Origin of the sequence: Streptomyces sp. NPDC048442, from assembly GCF_040651475.1 — a bacterium.
Classification (GTDB): Bacteria; Actinomycetota; Actinomycetes; order Streptomycetales; family Streptomycetaceae; genus Streptomyces.
In genome coordinates, this window is sequence record NZ_JBEZKB010000014.1 from 147426 (window position 1) to 167086 (window position 19661).

The 19661-nt window shown below is 70.3% G+C and carries 13 protein-coding genes; 8 read left to right on the top strand and 5 right to left on the bottom strand.

The genetic code is table 11. The features are described from left to right. Positions 1-21: 21 nt before the first annotated feature. Positions 22-855 (bottom strand): AraC family transcriptional regulator, encoded by an 834-nt coding sequence (locus AB0D18_RS22025; RefSeq protein WP_362421003.1) that lies wholly within the window; start codon positions 853-855, stop codon positions 22-24. Positions 856-1128: 273 nt separating this feature from the next. On the opposite strand from AB0D18_RS22025, the gene AB0D18_RS22030 reads away from it, so the two are divergent. The 7 genes from AB0D18_RS22030 (at position 1129) to AB0D18_RS22060 (ending at position 11359) form a co-directional block, all read left to right on the top strand. Further along, positions 1129-1296: a hypothetical protein gene (locus tag AB0D18_RS22030; RefSeq protein WP_362421006.1), complete on the top strand. Its 168-nt coding sequence runs from the start codon at positions 1129-1131 to the stop codon at positions 1294-1296. Between the two features lie 199 nt (positions 1297-1495). Next, a complete protein-coding gene (locus AB0D18_RS22035) occupies positions 1496-3481 on the top strand; it encodes a beta-galactosidase (RefSeq protein ID WP_362421009.1) in 1986 nt (661 codons plus the stop codon). A gap of 16 nt (positions 3482-3497) precedes the next feature. Beyond that, entirely contained in the window at positions 3498-5630 is a 2133-nt protein-coding gene (locus AB0D18_RS22040; protein WP_362421012.1) for a glycoside hydrolase family 36 protein, read from the top strand. Between the two features lie 132 nt (positions 5631-5762). Continuing rightward, a complete protein-coding gene (locus AB0D18_RS22045) occupies positions 5763-7274 on the top strand; it encodes a glycoside hydrolase family 43 protein (RefSeq protein ID WP_362421015.1) in 1512 nt (503 codons plus the stop codon). Positions 7275-7317: 43 nt separating this feature from the next. Beyond that, positions 7318-9087, top strand: a complete 1770-nt coding sequence (locus AB0D18_RS22050) for a cellulase family glycosylhydrolase (protein ID WP_362421155.1) — start codon at positions 7318-7320, stop codon at positions 9085-9087. A 138-nt stretch (positions 9088-9225) separates the two neighbouring features. Further along, positions 9226-10209, top strand: a complete 984-nt coding sequence (locus tag AB0D18_RS22055; RefSeq protein WP_362421018.1) for an acetylxylan esterase — start codon at positions 9226-9228, stop codon at positions 10207-10209. Between the two features lie 187 nt (positions 10210-10396). Then, positions 10397-11359, top strand: coding sequence for an expansin EXLX1 family cellulose-binding protein (locus tag AB0D18_RS22060; protein ID WP_362421021.1), 963 nt, complete (start codon positions 10397-10399; stop codon positions 11357-11359). Between the two features lie 103 nt (positions 11360-11462). On the opposite strand, the gene AB0D18_RS22065 is transcribed toward AB0D18_RS22060, so the two are convergent. From AB0D18_RS22065 to AB0D18_RS22080, 4 genes are all read right to left on the bottom strand, one after another. Then, positions 11463-12179, bottom strand: a complete 717-nt coding sequence (locus AB0D18_RS22065; protein ID WP_362421022.1) for a hypothetical protein — start codon at positions 12177-12179, stop codon at positions 11463-11465. A 151-nt stretch (positions 12180-12330) separates the two neighbouring features. Next, positions 12331-13257, bottom strand: coding sequence for a carbohydrate ABC transporter permease (locus AB0D18_RS22070; RefSeq protein ID WP_362421024.1), 927 nt, complete (start codon positions 13255-13257; stop codon positions 12331-12333). Next, a complete protein-coding gene (locus AB0D18_RS22075; protein WP_362421027.1) occupies positions 13254-14411 on the bottom strand; it encodes an ABC transporter permease subunit in 1158 nt (385 codons plus the stop codon). Before AB0D18_RS22075 ends, AB0D18_RS22070 begins: the two co-directional genes overlap by 4 nt. Further along, complete coding sequence (locus AB0D18_RS22080; RefSeq protein WP_362421030.1) at positions 14411-16075, bottom strand: extracellular solute-binding protein; 1665 nt, start codon at positions 16073-16075, stop codon at positions 14411-14413. The genes AB0D18_RS22075 and AB0D18_RS22080 overlap by 1 nt, the downstream gene beginning before the upstream one ends. Positions 16076-16401: 326 nt before the next feature. Here AB0D18_RS22080 and AB0D18_RS22085 point away from each other — a divergent pair, with 326 nt between their 5' ends. Then, positions 16402-19248, top strand: coding sequence for a glycoside hydrolase family 3 C-terminal domain-containing protein (locus AB0D18_RS22085; RefSeq protein WP_362421033.1), 2847 nt, complete (start codon positions 16402-16404; stop codon positions 19246-19248). Positions 19249-19661 lie beyond the last annotated feature (413 nt).

Here is a 19661-nt window from a genome sequence, read left to right on the forward strand (position 1 = left end):
CGCGTGGGCCGTGTTCACCGTCTACTGGTCGATTCTCACCGTGGTGCGGTGCGCCGGGGTGCCGCTCCAGGATGCCCTGATGGTGCGCGGGCAGGCTCCGAGCTCCCGGCGGCAGGCCTTGTTGAACGCCTGGAGGTCGGGGATGCCGACGACGGCGGCCACCCTGGAGATCGAGAGGGTGCTGGCTCGCAGGAGATGCTGGGCCCGCTCCATCCTGCGGGTGCGGACATAGCCGACGACGGTGTCTCCCAGGGCGGTGCCGAAGAGGCGGGTCAGGTGGTTGTGGGAGACGCCGGCCGCCTTCGCGATGTCGGGCACGGCGAGCGGCTCTGCCAGCCGCGCCTCGATCAGGGCCACCGCCGCGACCACCGCGGGATGGAGGGCCTGCGCGTTCCCGTCCCGGGGCGGGTCCAGCTCGGCCACGCCCCACAGGGCGGCCCACACCTCGGCCACCGCGCGGCCCCTGGCGTGCGGCCAGGCGGCCAGCGCCTGCCGCAACTGGCGGTCGAGTACGGCGGCTTGGGATCCGGCGCGCTGAACCGTCGGCGTCGTACGGGCGGTACCCGCCGTCCCGAGGCGCAAATGCACGTAGAGGTGTTCGGAGCGGCCACGGTAGCGGTAGCGGACCGGCGTTCCGGGCGGCACGAGGCTGACGGTGCCGGGGCGGATCAGGTGCTCGACGCCGCCCACGGTCAGGTCGGCCTCGTACTGGTAGAGGTGGAACTGCCACAGGTCCGGCAACTGGAATTCGTCCACGTGCCCGGCCGGACCGTGGACGCCCGTGCCGATGGCCACCGGGTCGGGCGGCCCGTCGAGCCGGACGAAAGCGGTCTGTACGGGCGGGAGTTCGGTCACGGTGCCTCGGGAGCGGGGACGCGGGGACGGGGTCGTACGTGCGGGGGCGAACCTCGCGTGGGGAAGATCGTAGACGCCCCAGTGACGCACGGGCCCTGAAGCACCCGCCAGACATCACATGTCCGAGTGCGCACAAAAGGTGAGGCAGTGCAGCAAGTCGGGCAGTGGAATCGCTTGCACGACGCTATTCATCCCTGCACGCCGGTTGACATCCCCTCACGCCATGACCGACCTTCATTCGGCAGCGGCTCGTTCGCCGAGCACGTCCAACAGGTGGTCAAGGCGCGCAACGACGCAGGTGACAGCGGGGTCCGCCACTGGTTCCTCGACCACGCGGACCTGGACTTCCTCGGGTGCCACTGGCACTACTCGGCCCGGGACGACCGGATCATCTCCCAGCGGCTCACCTCGTTCCTCACGGGACTGCCCATCAGCTGGTGACTGAAGCGCTTCGATGAACGACTCTCACGAGGTCTCACCATGCCGTCCTGCCAAGTAGCCGTATCAGGGGGGCAGTAGGGGCTGTTCGTGCGAGAGGAACCCTTGTGTTACGCAAGACCGTTCCGTTAACTTGCGTCGGAGGTTGAAGCGCTTCGACAGTGCGCCGGCGCCCAGCCCCTCCCCTAACCGAGGAACCCCCATGACCACTCGCAGCATCACCGACCGTCTGGGCGGTCTGGCCTTCGGCGGGGACTACAACCCCGAGCAGTGGGACGAGCCGGTGTGGAAGGAGGACGACGCGCTCATGCGCCGGGCCAGGGTCAACCTGGCCACCGTGGGCGTCTTCTCCTGGGCCCTGCTCGAACCGGAGGAGGGACGCTACGACTTCGACCGGCTCGACGCCCACATCGAGCGTCTGCACGCGAACGGCGTGGCCGTCGACCTCGCCACCCCGACCGCCTCTCCCCCGCCCTGGTTCACCCTGGCCCACCCCGACGCGCTGCCCGTCACCCCCGAGGGCACCCGCCTGGTCCACGGCAGCCGCGACACCTACTGCCTCTCCGCACCCGCCTACCGGCGCGCGGCCCGCAAGATGGCCTCCGCGCTGGCCGAGCGGTACGGCGACCACCCGGCCCTCGCCCTGTGGCACGTGCACAACGAGTACGCCACGCTGTGCTTCTGCGACCACACGGCGGCCGCCTTCCGGGTGTGGCTGCGTGCGCGCCACGGCTCACTGGAGGCCCTCAACGACGCCTGGGGAACGGCCTTCTGGAGCCAGCGCTACAGCTCCTGGGAGCAGGTGCTGCCGCCGCGCGCCACGCAGTGGCACAAGAACCCGGGCCAGACAGTGGACTTCCGCCGGTTCTGGTCCGACGAGGTCATCGCAGCCTTCCGCGAGCAGCGCGACGCGATCCGCGTACACAGTGACCGGCCGGTGACGACCAACCTGATGCTCCCCTCGTACCAGAACGTGGATCTGTGGGCCCTCGCCCGCGAGCTCGACGTCGTCACGTCCGACCAGTATCCGAACGCACCCGGCATGGGCGCCGCCGCCAGTGTCGCCTTCCATGCCGACCGCACCCGTTCGCTGGCCGGCGGGCGCCCCTGGCTGCTGATGGAGCAGGGCACCAACACCGTGTACGCCGGTGACCGGATACTCGGCAAGGAGCCCGGCGAGATCCTGCGCCACAGCCTCGGCCACATCGCCCGCGGTTCGGAGGGCGCGCTGTTCTTCCAGTGGCGGCAGTCCCGGGCCGGTGCGGAGACCTGGCACTCGGCGATGATCCCGCACGCGGGCCCGGAGAGCCGCATCTTCCGCGAGGTCGCGCAACTGGGCGAGGCGGTGGCCCGGTTGGGCGAGCTGGCCGGGTCGACGGTCAGCGCTTCGGTCGCCGTACTGGACGACCCGGACGCCTGGTGGGCGCTCGGTGTGGACGGGCTGCCGTCCGGGCGGCTCGACTACCACGCGACGCTCGTCCGGGCGCACCGCGCGCTGTGGGAGGCGGGAGCGGGCGTCGACTTCGCGCACCCGGAGCACGGGTTGGGGCGTTACCCGCTCGTCGTCGCTCCGGCACTGTTCCTGCTGACCGACGCGGGCGCGGAGAATCTGCGCCGTTACGTGGAAGGGGGAGGCATCCTCCTCGTCCAGCACGCGACCGGCCTCGTCGACGAGCGCCTCCACGCCAGGACCGGAGGCTGGCCCGCCGAGCCGCTGCGCGAGGCGCTGGGCGTCCGCGTGGAGGAGTACCGGCCGCTGGGGCAGGGCGAGCGGATCACCTTGTCGGACGGGTCGCACGGCACGGACTGGAGCGAGTTCCTGCACACCGAGGGCGCCCAGGCGCTCGCCACGTACACCCACGGCATGCTCACCGACAGCCCCGCCCTCACCCGGCACCGCTCCGGCACCGGGCAGGGCTGGTACCTCTCCACCCGGCTCGACGACGCGGCCTACGCGGCGCTGGTCGGCCGTCTGCTGACGGAGGCCGGCGTCGAGCCTGAGACACCTGGCCTTCCGGCCGGTGTCGAGGCCGTCACCCGCCGCTCGTCCGACGGCCGCTCCTGGCAGGTCCTGCTCAACCACACCGCCGCGGCCGTGCCCCTGCCGGAGCCCGCGCACGACCTGCTCACCGATGCCCCCGTGCGTGAACTGCCGGCCGGCGGTTGCGCGGTTCTGCGCGGTCACTGACCTCGAAAGGGACGCCATGACCCAACAAGACACGGCCGGGGGACAGGCGGTCCTCCAGTGGGGGCACGAGGCCCTCCACCTGGAGATCACCCTCGACGACGGCCGTCCGCGCCTCACCCGCATCGGACAGCCCGGCGAGGCGCGGTCGAGCCTCGGTGCGTCCCTGCCTCTGGTGGAGGTGACCGCCACGGGCCACGGCCGCGGCTGGTCGGGCGACCGCCTGGTGGGCACCGACCTCGGCGGGCGGCTGCGGTACCGGAGCCACCGCGCGAGCCGTGAGGGCGACTGGCACGTGCTGAGCGTGCACCTCCACGAGCCGCGGACCGCTCTGGTCGCGGAGGTGACGTACCGGTCGCCCGACGGCGTCCCCGCACTCCGCGGCGAGGTGGTCTTACGCAACGAAGGCCGGGCCGCGCTGAACCTGGAGTCGGTCAGCTCGCTCGTGGTGGGCTGCCTGGTCCCGCCCACCGCGAGGGCCGTCGACGACGCGGATCTGCTGTGGGCGCAGAACGACTGGATGGCCGAATGCCGTTGGCAGCGGCAGCCGATGCGCCTGAGCACACCGGACCGAGGCGGACGGGTGAGCGTCTCGCACGGCAGGGCCGGATTCGCCCTGAACGGGCAGGGCACCTGGTCCAGTTGCGGACGCCTGCCCATGGGCGGGTGGACGGACCGGCGCACCGGCCGCACCTGGGTGTGGCAGATCGAGCACAACGGCGGAGGCTGGCGTTGGGAGTGCGCGGAGAACCAACAGGACCTCTACGCGGCGCTGTTCGGGCCCACCGACATCCAGCACGGCTGGCGTCACCCCCTCGAACCCGGCGCCGAGTTCGCTGCCGTGCCCGCCGCCCTGTCCTTCAGCGCCGACGGCGGCCCGGACGACGCGTTCGCCGCGCTGACCCGCTACCGTCGCGTCCAGCGCCGCCCGCACGACGACCACCAGCAGCTGCCCGTCGTCTTCAACGACTACATGAACTGTCTGATGGGCGACCCCACGACCGATCGGCTGCTGCCGCTCATCGAGGCCGCGGCCGAAGCGGGCGCGGAGTACTTCGTCATCGACGCGGGCTGGTACGACGACGAGAGCGGCGGCTGGTGGAACACCGTCGGCGCCTGGGAGGCTGCCGCCTCCCGGTTCCCCGGGGAGCGCGGCCTCCACGAGGTGTTGGACCGCATCCGGGAACGGGGCATGGTTCCCGGGCTGTGGCTGGAGCCGGAGATGGTCGGCGTACGCAGCCCGACGGCCGAGTCCCTGCCCGACGAGGCGTTCTTCCGCCGCGACGGCATCCGCGTCACGGAGGCCGGACGGCACCATCTGGATCTGCGCCATCCGGCCGCCCGAGCCCACCTGGACGAGGTCGTGGACCGTCTCGTCGGCGAGTGGGGCGTCGGCTACCTCAAGCTCGACCACAACGTCGATCCCGGCTCCGGCACCAGCGCCCACCCGGGCGAGACCCCGGGCGCGGGCCTGCTCGGCCACAACCGGGCGCAGCTCGACTGGCTCGACGGCGTCCTCGACCGGTACCCGCACCTGGTCCTGGAGAACTGCGCCTCCGGGGGGATGCGCTGGGACGACGCCCTGCTGTCCCGGATGCAGTTGCAGTCCACCAGCGATCAGCAGAACCTCCACCACTACGCCCCCATCGCGGCTTCCGCGCCCACAGCCGTCACCCCCGAACAGGGGGCTGTGTGGGCGTACCCGCAACCGGAGGACTCCCTCGACGAGGTGGCCTTCACCATGGCCAACGCACTCCTGGGACGCATTCATCTCTCCGGTCGTCTTCCCGAACTGGCCCCGGAAGCGCGGGCGTTGGTCCACGAGGCCGTGGCGGTGTACAAATCCATCCGCGGCGACCTGCCGCAGGCCGTGCCGTCCTGGCCGTTGGGCCTGCCCGGCTGGGACGACCCCTGGGTCGCGCTGGCCCTGCGTACCCCCGCCACCACCTGTCTCACGGCCTGGCGCCGTCCCGGAAGCGATGCCACGGCGACGCTTCGCCTGCCCCACCTGCGGGATGCCGCCGCCCGGGTCGACCTGCTCTATCCCTCGGCCGGCCGGGCCGATTACGTCTGGACGCCCGGCCGGGCCGAGCTGAGCCTGGCCCTGCCGACCGCGCCGTCCGCCGTCCTGCTCCGCCTCAGCACTCCCTGAACCGCCACCGCCCCGCCCTGCGCCGCCTCAGCACTCCCTGAACCGCCACCGCCGTCGTGCTCCGCCTCAGCACTCCCTGAACCGCCACCGCCCCGCCCTGCGCCTCACCCGTCGACAGCAAGGACCCGTCGAGTGCCCCCGCTGCACCAGCCGAACGCCCGCCCCACCAATCCGGTGCTCCCCGGCCTCCACCCCGACCCCAGCGTCTGCCGGGTCGGCGACGACTACTACCTCGCCTGCTCCAGCTTCGAATACTTCCCCGGCATCCCGCTCTTCCACAGCCGCGACCTCGTCCACTGGACGCAGATCGGCAACGTCCTGGACCGGCCCGAGCAGCTTCCGCTGTCCACCGCGTGGTCGTCCGGCGGGATCTACGCCCCCACCCTGCGCCACCACGACGGCCGCTTCTGGCTGATCGTCACCAACTGCAGCAAGGACGGCGGCAATCTGATCGTCACCGCCACCGACCCCGCGGGCCCCTGGTCCGATCCCGTGTGGGCCCCCGACGTGCCCGGCATCGACCCCGACCTGGCCTGGGACGAGGACGGCACCTGCTGGTGCACGGTCGCCGGAGGTTGGCAGGTGCGCCTCGACCCGGCCACCGGGCAGACGCTCGGCGAGCCGCACCGGCTCTGGGCGGGGGGACCGGACGCCAAGGCTCCGGAGGCCCCGCACCTGTACCGGATCGGCGCGTACTGGTACCTGCTCATCGCCGAGGGCGGCACCGAGCGCGGCCACGGCGTGTCGATCGCCCGCGGCCCCTCCCCCGCCGGCCCGTTCGAGCCCTGCCCGGACAACCCGGTCCTCACCCACCGGGGCACCGACCGCCCCGTCCAGAACACCGGGCACGCCGACCTGGTCCAGGGCCCCGACGGCTCCTGGTGGATGGTGCTGCTCGGCGTCCGGCCTGGCGGCGGCACGCCGGGCTGGCACGTGCTCGGCCGGGAGACCTTCCTGACCCCCGTGACCTGGGTGGACGACTGGCCGGTCGTCCAAGAGGTCTCCCTGGAGCTGCCCCAGGTCCCGTGGCCGCTGTCCCCCGGGCCCCGCCACGAGCCCCGGGACGACTTCGACGACGCGCGGCTGCGGCCGGACTGGATCTCCGTACGCGACCGGCCCGTCGAGCACTGCACCACCGAGGAGCGCCCCGGCTGGCTGACGCTCCGGGCGCGCGGCGCATCCCTCGACGCGCCCGACGTGGTGTTCACCGGGCGCCGCCAGCAGCACGCGGTGTTCCGGGCGCGTACCCTCGTCGACCCCGCCGAGGGGCGCGGCGGCCTCGCCGTCCGGCTCGACGAGCAGCACCACTACGCGATCGAGGCCTCCGCCGACGAGATCCGGGTGATCGCGCGCGTCGGCTCCCTCCGTACGGTCGTGGCCGCGCGGCCCGCGCCCGCCTGGCCCCTGGTCCTCACCCTCTCCGTCACCGACCCGCCGCTCCCGCACGGGCCGTGCACCGGACCCGACTTCCTGACGCTGGGCGTCGAGGAGTCCGACGGCACGGTCACCGAGCTCGCGGGCCTCGACGGCCGCTATCTGTCGACCGAGGTCGCCGGCGGCTTCACCGGACGGGTCACTGGCATGTACGCCGCCGACGGCACCGTCCACTTCGACTGGTTCGACTACGAGCCCCTCAGTGGCTGAGCCGGACCGCACCACCCGCACCCCCGACCGAAAGGCACGACCTGTGAAGGACGTACGAAGAACCGCACACCGCCGCAGCCGCGGCTCCGGACGCCTGGCCGCCCTGCTGATGTCGCTGCTCGTCGTCCTGGGGCTGTCCGGCAGCGCGCTCGCCGCGCCCGGCGGCGGCGCCGAAGGACAGGCGCAGGCACCGGCCGCCGTCAAGGTCCCGGCCCGCGCCATGGACGCCGTCGCGGCGATGGAGCCCAGCTGGAACCTGGGCAACACCCTGGACGCGATCCCGGACGAGACGTCCTGGGGCAACCCGAAGGCCAACCGGGAACTGTTCAGGTTCATCAGGTTCGAGGGCTTCAAGAGCGTCCGCGTCCCGGTGACCTGGAGCGCGCACCAGTCGGTCACCGCGCCGTACACCGTCGAAGCGACGTACCTGAACCGCGTCAAGGAGGTCGTCGACGGGGCGCTCGCCGAGGGCCTGTACGTGGTGCTCAACGTCCACCACGACTCGTGGCAGTGGGTCGAGAAGATCACCAAGGACCACGACAGCGTCCTGGCCCGCTTCAACTCCCTGTGGACACAGATATCCGCCACGTTCCGGGACTCGCCGCGCACACTGCTCTTCGAGGGGATCAACGAGCCGAGCTACGCCGACGCCACCCCCGCGCAGAAGAACCAGTACAACCACGAGCTGCACGCCTCCTTCCACAAGATCGTGCGTGGATCGGGCGGCGGGAACAAGGACCGTCTGCTCGTCGTCACCACCCCGGCGGGCTCTCCCACCCAGGAGTTCATGGACGCGGTGTACACCACGATCAAGGGGCTGCGCGACCCGAACCTGGTCGCCACCGTGCACTTCTACGGCTGGTACCCGTTCAGCGTGAACGTCGCGGGCGGCACCCGCTACGACGAGGTCGCTAGGAACGACCTGACCGACGCCTTCGCCCGGATGCACGACACCTTCACCAGCCGGGGCATCCCGGTCTACCTCGGTGAGTTCGGCCTGCTGAGCTACCCCGACTTCCACCACCCCGAGCGCGTCGAGCGGGGCGAGGCGCTGAAGTACTTCGAGCAGGTCGGGTACGCGGCGCGCAGGGCGGGCGTGACCACCGCCCTGTGGGACGCCTTCAACTACCTGGACCGGGAGAAGCTGAAGTGGCGGGACCCGGCCCTGTTCGCCTGGATCAAGTCGAGCTGGACCACCCGCTCGGGCTCCACCTCCTTCGACAAGGTCTTCGTCACCAAGGCGAAGCCGATCACCGCCCAGTCGCTCACCCTGAACCTCAACGGCACCAAGTTCCGGGGCCTGTGGCAGGGAGACACCAAACTCGCCGAGGGCCGTGACTACACCGTCTACGAGGACCGGCTCACCCTCACCGCGCCGGCGCTGACCCGGCTGACCGCCGGCCAGGAGTACGGGGCCGGCGCGACGCTCCAGGCCCGCTTCTCGCGCGGGCTGCCCTGGCAGATCGACGTGGTCGCCCACGACATGCCGGAGCTGTCGAACGCCACGGGCACGCCCGAGGCCTTCACCGTCCCGGCGAAGTACCAGGGCGACCAGCTGGCGACGATGGAAGCCACCTACGGCGACGGCAGCAACGCCGGTCCGACCAGCTGGACTTCGTTCCAGGAGTTCAACCTGGCCTTCTCGCCGGACTACCCGAAGGGCACGATCGTCCTGAAGCCCGAGTTCCTCAAGGCGCTGCGTGACGGCGATCAGGTGGCCCTCACCTTCCACTTCCACAGTGGGGCCAAGCTGAAGTACCGGCTCACGAAGAACAAGGACTCGGTCACCGGTACGGCTGTCAAGCCTTCCTGACCGAACAGCCCCCGCCCCGGCCGCCCACCTCCCCGGGCGGCCGGGGCGGTCGGCTTCCCCGCGGCGCCTCTCCTCCCGCACCCTTCCCCGCCCTCTCCTCTCCTCTCCTCTCCCCACCCTCTCCTCCCAAGGACCACCATGTCTGCGACCGATCACGCCCCTGAGGAACTCCGCACCTACCGGCCCGAGTTGACCCCGCCGGAGGGCTTCGACGCCTTCTGGCACAAGACCCTGGCCGAAGCCCGCTCGTACAGCGGGGCGGTGAAGACCGAGCGGGTCACCGACCAGCATCTGCTGAGCACCGTCGAGGTGGACGACGTACGCTTCCCCGGCTGGAACGGCGAACCCGTGGCCGCCTGGCTGCTGCGCCCGCGCGGTGCCGAGGGGCCGTTGCCGGTCGTCGTCAGTTACGCCGGGTACTGCGGTGGCCGCGGGCTGCCCACCGACCACCTGCTGTGGTCCGCCGCGGGTTACGCCCAACTCGTCGTCGACAGCCGGGGCCAGGGGCACGACACCCCGGACCGCGGTGAAGGGGACGGCACCCAGTGGGTCGGGGGCTTCATGACCCGCGGCATCGACTCCCCCGACCACCACTACTACCGCCGCCTCATGACGGACTGCGTGCGCGCCGTGGACGCGGTCGCCGAACTGCCAGGACTGGACGGCGGGCGGGTCGTCGTGGCGGGCGGCAGCCAGGGCGGCGGCCTGGCCCTCGCGGTCGCCGGACTCGCCCCCGACCAGGTGGCTGCGGCGCTGGTCGACGTCCCGTTCCTGTGCCACTTCCGCGAGGCGGCGCGGATCAGCGACGACGGGCCGTACCAGGAAATCGTCAAATACCTGCGCTGGCACAGCTCGCACCGGGTCGAGACGGCCTTCGACACGCTCGACCACTTCGACGGCGTCCACTTCGCCCGCAGCGCCACGGCCCCGGCCCTGTTCAGCGTCGGCCTCATGGACCCGACGTGCCCGCCCCCCACGGTCTACGCCGCCTTCAACCACTACGCCGGGGAGGACCGCACCATGACCGTCTGGCCCTTCGCCGACCACGGCGGCGGCTTCGGCCGCAACACCGCGCGCCAGTTGAGGTGGCTGCACGAGCGCGGGCTGGCGCCGCGGCAGTAGGCATCCGGCCTGCTGACCAGTCGCTGACCAAGTGGGCCCCGCCGGTCTCCCGTGCGGGGCCCACACCCGCTCTCCCCCTTCGCCGTCCTGCCGCGGCCACTTCCGGTGGGAAGTCGTCGGCAACCTTTGCGCTTCGGGCGGTCACTCAGCAGTGCACCATCGGCTCGATCTTGTGAACGGACAGGAAATGAACACACCGAGGCAGGCCGCGCGGCAGCGCAGGCACCGACGCAGACTCACACTGGGCGCCGCATCGGCGCTGATCACCGCGGGCGTTCTCGCCTGCCTGGTCATGGTCCTGCCCGCCGACCGCGACGGCGCTGCGGGGGCTGTCGCCGACGCACCCCTCGCCTCCGCCCAGGTGAACGCCACCGCCGCCGGCACGACAGGCACCCCGACCGCGACGGCCGGCCCGACCGGCACCGCCACCCCAGCCGGCTCCCCCACTCCGACGGGTGCCCCGACCACCACCGCGGCACGCCCCTCGCCCACCAAGACCCCGCGCCCCCGGCAGAAGCCCGCCCCGGCCCCGCAGCCGGGTCGGCTTCAGTCCACCGCCCACCAGGGCGTCGCCACCGCCTACGAGGCCGGGGACGGCAACGGTGCCTGCCTGTTCGGCCCGAGCCCGGACCTCATGGTCGCGGCCATGAACACCACCGACTACCAGACGTCCAGGGCGTGCGGCGCACACGTGCTCGTCCGTGCGTCCAACGGCAAATCGATCACGGTACGGATCACCAACGAATGCCCGCTGCCCTGCGAACCCGGGCAGATCGACCTCAGCCAACAGGCGTTCGCGCAACTGGCCGATCTCGTGGTCGGCCGGATCCCGATCACCTGGAGTCTGGTGAGCCCCGGCACCTCCGAGAAGATCTCCATCCGGTACAAGTCCGGCTCCAGTCCGCACTGGTGCGCCCTCCAGGCGATCGGCCACCGCAACCCCGTCGCCGGGCTGGAAGTACGTACTGCGGGCGGCGGCTGGCGGAAACTGGAGCGCACCTCCTTCAACTACTTCATCGCCGCGGACGGCAACGGGTGCGGCGGCGCGATCAGACTCACCGACATCCACGGCGAGCGGCTGACCATCGGCGCCCTCGCGGTACGGCCGGACGTCGTACAGCCCACCGGGGTCCAGTTCGCCCGGCGCTGACCGAAAGCTCCACGCAGAGGGCCGAGGCCGGTCCGTGCCCGGGGAGGGACGCGGACCGGCCTCGGCCTTGGTGCCTTGGCGTCTTGGCGCCTTGTGTGCCTGATCAGCCGCCGCTGATGGTCAGGTTGTTGGTGTTGAAGTTGAGTCCGCCGGACGACGAGGTGACCTCGTAGCCGAACTGGACGTCACCGATGGTCTCGTTGCCGGGCATCCAGCCCTTGGTGTACGCGAGCCACTGGAGTATCGGTTTGATGTCCACGGTGCCGGAGCTGGAGTCGGACGTCCGCAGGAACGAGAACACCTGGTTCGATCCGTTGGTGCCCTTGTAGACGTTCCAGCTGTGGCCGCCGAGCGTGACGCTCGCCTGCCAGGTGCCGATCGGGCCCACGGCTCCGTTCTGGTTGACCCAGAGCATGATCTCGTACTGGTGGTCGGTGTCCCAGATGTCGTACGACGTGTTGTACGCGCCGGACGACGGGACGCTGACGTGGTAGTCGCTGGTGAGCCGGCCGAGGGAGTCGATCGTCTTGTTGATCGTCTTCGTTGAGTTGGCGTAGGACTTGATGCCGCCCGTATTGGGGTGGTCGGCCCAAATCCCCCAGTTGGTGCCGGAGTTGGCCCAGATGCACTGCCTGCCGGCGCCGGAGCCCCAGATGTTGTTGTAGAGCTTGTAGCCGTTCAGGCTGGTGCCGCTCCACTGGTCGCAGGAGTTCCAGACTGCTGCCGAAGCGGGTGCGGAGGCCAGGCCGACGACGGCACCGAGAGCCATCGCCGGTGCCAGCACCGCCGTGGTGATCCTGCGTATCGCGCTCTTGACCATGGTGTCCCTTCCACGGGTGGGGGGAATTGCAGGGGTACTACCACGCCCCTCGACTGAGGGGGTGGCCCTCTCCGGTGACGATTTCGATCGGCTGCGCGTCACCGGAGGAAGTGGGAGCGGGCGCCGCGTCCTTGGGTGGAGGAGCAGGGCTTCAGCCCTTGATGGCGCCGGTGAGCATGCCCTTCTTGAAATGCCGCTGGACGAAGGGGGAGGCCACCGCGACGGGGATCAGTGCGAGCACCATGACGGCCATCTGGAGCCCCAGTGCGGAGAGTTGGCCGGTGCGGACCGCGTACTGCAGGCCCGCCGGCATTTCGGTGTTCTTCTGGACCAGCTGGATGAGCACGTTCTGGAGCGGCATCATCTCCTGGTCGGTGAGGTAGATGGAGGCGTTGAACCAGGCACTCCAGTAGCCGACCGCGTAGAACAGCGAGATGACGGCCACCACCGCACGCGAAAGCGGCAGGATGATGGTCAGCAGGATACGCAGGTCACCGGCCCCGTCGATGCGGGCGGACTCGGTGAGTTCGGGTGAGATCCCCATGAAGAAGGCCCGCAGGACGAGGATGTTGAAGACGCTGACCGCGCTCGGCAGGACCAGTGACAGATAGTTGTCGGTGAGGCCCAGCGACTGCACCAGAAGGTACGTCGGGATGAGCCCGGCCCCGAAGAACATGGTCGCCATGATGGTCATCAGGAAGTACCGGTGACCCAGGCTCCCGGGCCGCGACAGGCCGTAGGCCGCCAGTACCGACACCGTCATCGAGAACAGCGTCCCGAAGAGCGTGACGCCGATCGAGACCAGGATCGCCCGGCTGACCTGTCCGCCGCCGAGCAGTTCGGTGTAGTTGACGAAGGTGAGGCCCTGGGGGATCACCACGAGGCCGCCGACCCGGTCGATCACTGCCTTGGGAGAGAGACTGGTGATGATCACGATCCACAGGGGAACGAGCACCCCCAGGCAACAGAGCACGAGGAAGCCGCTCTTGGCCGTGACTCCTGCCTTGCTCGGCGGTTCCTCCCAGACGGGGCGCGGCGGAGCCTTGAGGCTGCGGACGAGTTGCGTGTTGAGGCTCACTTCTTGTACACCCCCTGCTCGCCCAGCAGGTGCGCGAACTTGTTCGCACCCAGGACGAGAGCGACTCCGATGAAGCCCTTGGCCAGACCGACCGCCGCCGCGTAGCTGAAGTCGCCGTTCTGGATGCCCATGTTCCACACGTAGGTGTCGAGGACCTCGCTGGCCCCCGCGCCGACCGCGTCCCGCTGGAGCAGGAACTGCTCGAATCCGACGCTCAGCGCGTCCCCCACCCTGAGCACCAGCAGCAGTGCGATCACCGGGCGCAGCGCGGGCAGGGTCACGTGCCACATGCGCCGCCAGCGCCCCGCACCGTCCATGGCGGCCGCCTCGTACAGATCGGTGCTGACGGCGGACAGCGCGGCGAGGAAGACGATGATCCCCCAGCCTGCGTCCTTCCACACGGCCTGCGCGGTGACCAGGTACTTGAACAGGTCCGCGTTGGTCATCAGGTCGAAGCCGTCCCACCCGTGGTCCTGGAGGGTCTGGGCGATGATGCCCGCGCCGCCGAAGACCTGCTGGAAGACGGTGATGACGAGGACCCACGAGAAGAAGTGCGGCAGATACATGATCGCCTGCGCCACGGCCCGCACCCGGGGCCGGATCACGCTGTTGATGACGAGCGCGAGAGCGATGGGTACCGGGAAGAACAGCACCAGTTGGAGCGCGAACAGCACGAGGGTGTTCTTCGTGGCGCTCCAGAACAGCGGGTCCTGGAGCATCCGCGTGAACTGCTCGATGCCGACCCAGGGGCTTTCGAAGATCGCCATGATGCCGTTGGCAGCGGCGTACGGATCGTAGTCCTGGAAGGCGGTGACGTTGCCCAGCAGCGGGACGTAGTGGAAGAGCAGGAGCAGGAGGATGACGGGCAGGGTCATCAGGATGAGCGTGCGGTCACGGCGCAGCCGCAGCCGCCAGGGAACCTTGCCGACCTTTCCTGCCCTGCCCGCCCTGGCTGCCTTGGCCGCCCTGCCTGCCCTGCCTGCCCCGCCCGCCCCGCCCGCCCTGCCTGCCTTGCCTGCCTTGCCTGCCTTGGCCGTCCCTCGCGGAGCGCGCGCCTGCGGCTTCGCGTCGGCGGTGATGCCCGCGCCCGTCGGCTCCTCGACGGCCGTAGGAGGAGAGGTCCTGTCGGACCTGCTCCTGGCTTTGAGTGACATCAGTTGCCGCTGCCGTTCTTGTCGAGGAGCTCCTTGTACCAGTCGCGCAGCTTGTCGCCGCCGGAGGACCTCCAGGTGGAGATGGCGGCCTGCACGTCGGCCAGGCTCTTGTTGCCCCGCACGAAGTCGATCTGCAACTGCTCGTGCTGGCTGGCGAGGTTGGCGTAGCGGGTCGGCTCGACGATGTTCATGCCGTAGACGGAGTTCTTCTTCATGAAGGCACCCATCCGCTGCTGCCACTCGACCTGCTTGCGGGCGACCTCGGGGAGGTCGGGGTGGGCGAGGTAGGGAGCCGGGGCGCTCAGCATCGACCAGGCGTTGATCAACTCGCTGTTGCCCTTCTCGTTCTTGGTGGGGATGCCGTCCTTGACCGTGTAGTGGGTGTCTTCGACGCCGTAGTCGACGAGCATCCGCTCCTTGGTGCCGTAGGGCGCGGCCGCGAAGTTGGCTGCGGCCAGCGCGTTCTCCACGGTCTCCTTCGAGGCGCCCTTGCGGATCATCGACCAGACGGCGGCGGGCTGGGCCGCCCACAGGGTGGGGTTGCCGCCGTCGGCACCGAAGATGTCCATGGCGTCCATCGTGAAGTCCGGGTTGGTACGGGCCTGTTCGGCAGCTCGTACGTACCAGAGGGAGATGTCGCCGTTGAAGGAGAGGATCTGTCCGGCGGTGAAGCGCTGGGCCGCGTCGCCCGAGCGCGCCTTGTCGTCGGGGTGGACCACGCCGGCGGCGAACAGCTTGCGGGTCCACTCCAGGGATTCGAGGTAGTCGGGCCGCTCGATCTGGTACCTCAGCTTGCCGTCGTCGTCGATGTTCCACTTGGGACAGACGCCGAAGATGCTCCCCGAGACCCAGCTCATGTCACCGCAGGCCCACACCTTGGCCCTGGCGCTGGTGGCCTCCTTGGCCCAACTGAGGTACTCGTCGGCCGACTTGGGGACGGACCAGCCCTTCTTGTCGAAGACGTCCTTGCGGTAGTACGGAACGATGAAGCTCGCGGTGGCGGAGGGCATCGGAATGCCCCGCAGCGCGCCGCCGAAGATGCTCATGCGCCAGGCGTCGGACGGAATCGCGGCCAGGTTCGGGTACTTCTTGGCCTTGTCGCCCGCCAGATAGGGGCCGAGGTCCAGGAACTTCGAGGTGACCGCGTTCGGGATCTTGCCGACCAGGTGGTAGTTGGCCACGACCACCATGTCGGGTATGGAGCTGGAGGCGAGGACGGCACCCAGCTTGTCGCCGTAGGTGTTGCCGTCCTGGTTCTGCCAGGTGACCTTGGTGCCCGCCGCCGCGTCGACCGCCGTGTAGTACGCGCAGTCCGGCTTCGGCGGGGTGCCCCAGAGCGGGGACATGATCTTGAGGGGAGCGCCGGTACCGAGCTTGGCCGGGGCCGAAGCGGGGAGGGCCGCGAGGTTGATCGGGGCGATGTAGCCGGCCGGCGAACCGTTCTTCGAAGGAAGGTCCGGTGTGCCGACCGTGCTGGCCGCGTACGTCGGGATCAGTTTGTCGGCGCCCTTCTTCGACGTGGTGCCTTCCTCCTGCGACTTCTTGTCCGAACCGCCGCAAGCGGTGAGCAGCGGCATTCCCCCGGCCACCGCAGCGGTGGCGACTGCCGTGGAGGCGAGGAAGCTTCTCCGGCTCGGTCCGGAGGAGGTGGCATTCGTCGTCATTGCGTCAACCCTTCATGGCGCACCCGAACAACCGGAGACAGACCGTCGGCTGGGTGTCGAGACTGGAACTGGCTGAGCTGAGTCGAAGCGGACGTCCAACCAATGCAGCACAATGTGGAGTCGAAGCGCTTCGATGTTGCTGCGAGGTTAAGTGAACACCCAAAGGCGCACAAGAGTCGTTCCAAGATTCCTCTGCGGCGTACAGAGACGCCATCTGCTCGCCCTGATCCATACGATGCTGTCGCTCTCTTGACACCCACCCCGGTCTCTGACGAGCATCGAAGCGCTTCGCACACACTTACCGTTCCAGCTCAAGGGGATCCCACGTGTCAGCCCACCCGTCGCACACACCGCCGCCTTTCCGCGATCTGCGGCTGCCTGTCGCGAAGCGCGTCGACGACCTTCTGTCGCAGCTCACCCTCGACGAGAAGATCGGCTTCCTGCACCAGTTCGCACCTGCGGTGGAACGGCTCGGCGTCGCCGCTTTCCGCACCGGCCAGGAGGCCCTGCACGGGGTGGCCTGGATGGGTCCGGCCACCGTCTTTCCCCAGGCCGTGGGCCTGGGCGCGACCTGGAACCCGGATCTCGTACGACGGGTCGGCGAGGCGGTGTCCAAGGAGGTCCGGGCGATGTGCGCCCGCGACGACCGGGTGGGGCTGAATGTCTGGGCCCCGACCGTCAACCTGTTGCGCCACCCCCTGTGGGGCCGCAACGAGGAGGGCTACTCGGAGGACCCGAAGCTCACCTCCGTCATCGCCACCGCCTACACGCACGGTCTGCGCGGCGAGCACCCGACGTACTGGCGCACGGCGCCCGTCCTCAAGCACTGGCTGGCCCACAACAACGAGACGGGCCGCGACGTCACGTCCTCCTCGGTCCGCCCGCGCGTGCTGCACGAGTACGACCTGCGCGCCTTCCGCGAGACGGTCGAGGCGGGTGCCGTGGCCGGTGTGATGCCGGCGTACAACCTGGTCAACGGCCGCCCGAACCACGTCTCGCCGTACCTGCGCGAGCACTTGCGCACCTGGACCGACGAGGACCTGATGGTCTGTTCGGACGCGGGCGCTCCGTCCAACCTGGTCGACTCCGAGCACTACTTCGACACCCACGAGGAGGCGACGGCCGCGGCCCTCCTGGCCGGCGTCGACAGCTTCACCGACCTCGGCACCGACAGCTCGACGGTCGCCGCACGGGTTCGCGGAGCACTGGAGCAGGACCTGCTGACCGAGTCGGACGTCGACGCGGCGGTCCGCCGCCAGCTCTCGGTCCGCTTCCGGCTCGGCGAGTTCGACCCGGAGAGCGACCCGCACGCGTCCACCACGGACTTCGACACCCCGGCCCACCGGGCCCTCGCCCAGGAGGCGGCCGAGCAGGCGGTCGTACTGCTCAAGAACAGCGGCGGCCTGCTGCCCCTCGCGCCGGGCACCCGGCTCGCGGTGGTCGGCCTGCTCGCCGACGAGTGCAAGCTCGACTGGTACAGCGGCACGCTCCTGCACCGCAGCACACCGCTGTCCGGCCTGTCCGAGCGGTTCGGCCCGGAGCAGGTGGAGTTCACCGAGGGCGTGGACCGGATCCTGCTGAAGACCTCGGCCGGAACCTTCCTGCACGTCCCCGAGGCGGACGCCGGCGACGAGGTGCGCGGCGCCGAGGGCGCCATCGACCCGGCCCTGCTGGCGGGCCGGACGGACCTGCCCCCGCTCACCACCGACGCGACCGGCACCGCACTCTCCCTCGTCGACTGGGGCGGGGACGTACTGACCCTGCGCGCGCCCGACGGCCGCTACCTCTCCGTCGCCAAGGACGGCTACGTCAGAGCCTCCGCCGACCAGCCGGGGGGCTGGGTCGTACAGGAGACGTTCCGCCTGGAACCACACGAGAACGGGCACCTCCTTCGGCACATGGGTACGGGTCTTCCCCTCCATGTGGCCGCCGACGGCCTGAAGGTTGCCGACGAGGGCGGGGAGATCTTCGAGGTCGTCGTCGTCGAGCGCGGCGAGGACGCGGTGAGCCGGGCCGCCGCGAACGCGGACGTGGTCCTGGTGGTCGCGGGCAACGATCCGCACATCAACGGACGCGAGACCGAGGACCGTACGACGCTGTCCCTGCCCGCCCACCAGGAGCGCCTCCTGCGGGCGGCCCGCGCGGCCAACCCGGCCACGGTGCTGGCGCTGGTGTCGTCGTACCCCTACACGCTCGATCACGGGGACGTGCCCGCACTGCTGTGGACGGCACACGGCGGCCAGGCGGCGGGCACGGCCCTCGCCCGGATCCTGGCCGGCGACGTCTCCCCCGCCGGCCGTCTCCCGCAGACCTGGTACGCCGGTGACTTCGACCTGCCCGACCTCCTCGACTACGACGTGATCGGCGGCCGCCAGACGTACCTGTACTTCGAGGGGACGCCGCTCTTCCCGTTCGGCCACGGCCTGTCGTACGCGTCCTTCGCCTACGACGACCTCATCACGCGCGTCGGGGACGGGGCGCTGCAGGTGTCCTTCACGGTCGGCAACACCGGTGAGGTCACCGCGGACGAGGTCGCCCAGCTCTACACCCGGGCCGTGGAGCCGTCGATTCCCCGGCCCCGCCGGGAACTGGTCGCGCACCGGCGGGTGACCCTCGCACCCGGCGAGGTCACGGAGATCACCTTCCACGTACCGCTGTCGGCCTTCGCGTTCTGGGACGTGGCGCTGGGACGTGAGCGGGTGGCACCGGGCCCGTACGAGTTCCTGCTCGGAGCGTCCAGCGAGGACATCCGTCTGGCCATGACCGTCGACCTCGACGGCGAGCCTTCCGTCCCCCGGCCGGTCATGGTGGGCGGCCTGGAAGCGGCGGACTTCGACGAGCAGAGCGACACGGAGATCGTGGACCGCACGAAGTCGTCGGGGGACTCCGTCGCCCCGGCGGTCGACCGGACGGGCCGACTGGTGTTCCGCGACTGCGACTTCGGGAAGGGGGCCGCCGGGATCACGGTGGAGGCCGCGGGCGAGGGCACGGTCGAACTCTCACTGGGTGACGGCCCGGTACTGGCCACGCTCACGCTTTCCCCGGGCGGCACGGCGGGTCCCTACGACTACACCACGGTGAGCGCTCCCGTCGCCGTGGCAGCCGGTGCGCACGAGGTCCGCCTCGGACTGCGCGGCCCGGTACGGCTCGCACGCGTCACCTTCTCGGCCTGAAAGACACCTCGCCCCCGGGGGTCGCGGGGGTCGGGGGCGCGGCACAAAGAGTCCGGCATCATATGGCTTCGACCGGCTTCGATCGGCTTCGATTGATGTCAATCGGCTTCGACGGGCTTCGATGCCGGACTCGGCTTCTTCTTGTTCACGGTCGGGCACACCGCGCTGGGCCGTCCGGTCCCACGGTCAACTGGGCCGATACCGCCGACCGGCGGGGGCCGTTACTGCAACCTGCCGTGCCTGCCCCTGTGCTGCGGCTGCGGGCCCAGACGCTCGCGACCGTGGCACTGGCCCAACTGGTGTGGCTGCGGCGGATACTGGCTCCGGCCGCCACCGTGGACACCATGTCGCTGCCGGCCTGCGTCGGCCCTTCGCTGTGTCCGGCATGCGGTGGGGGCACGGGAGACGCCCGT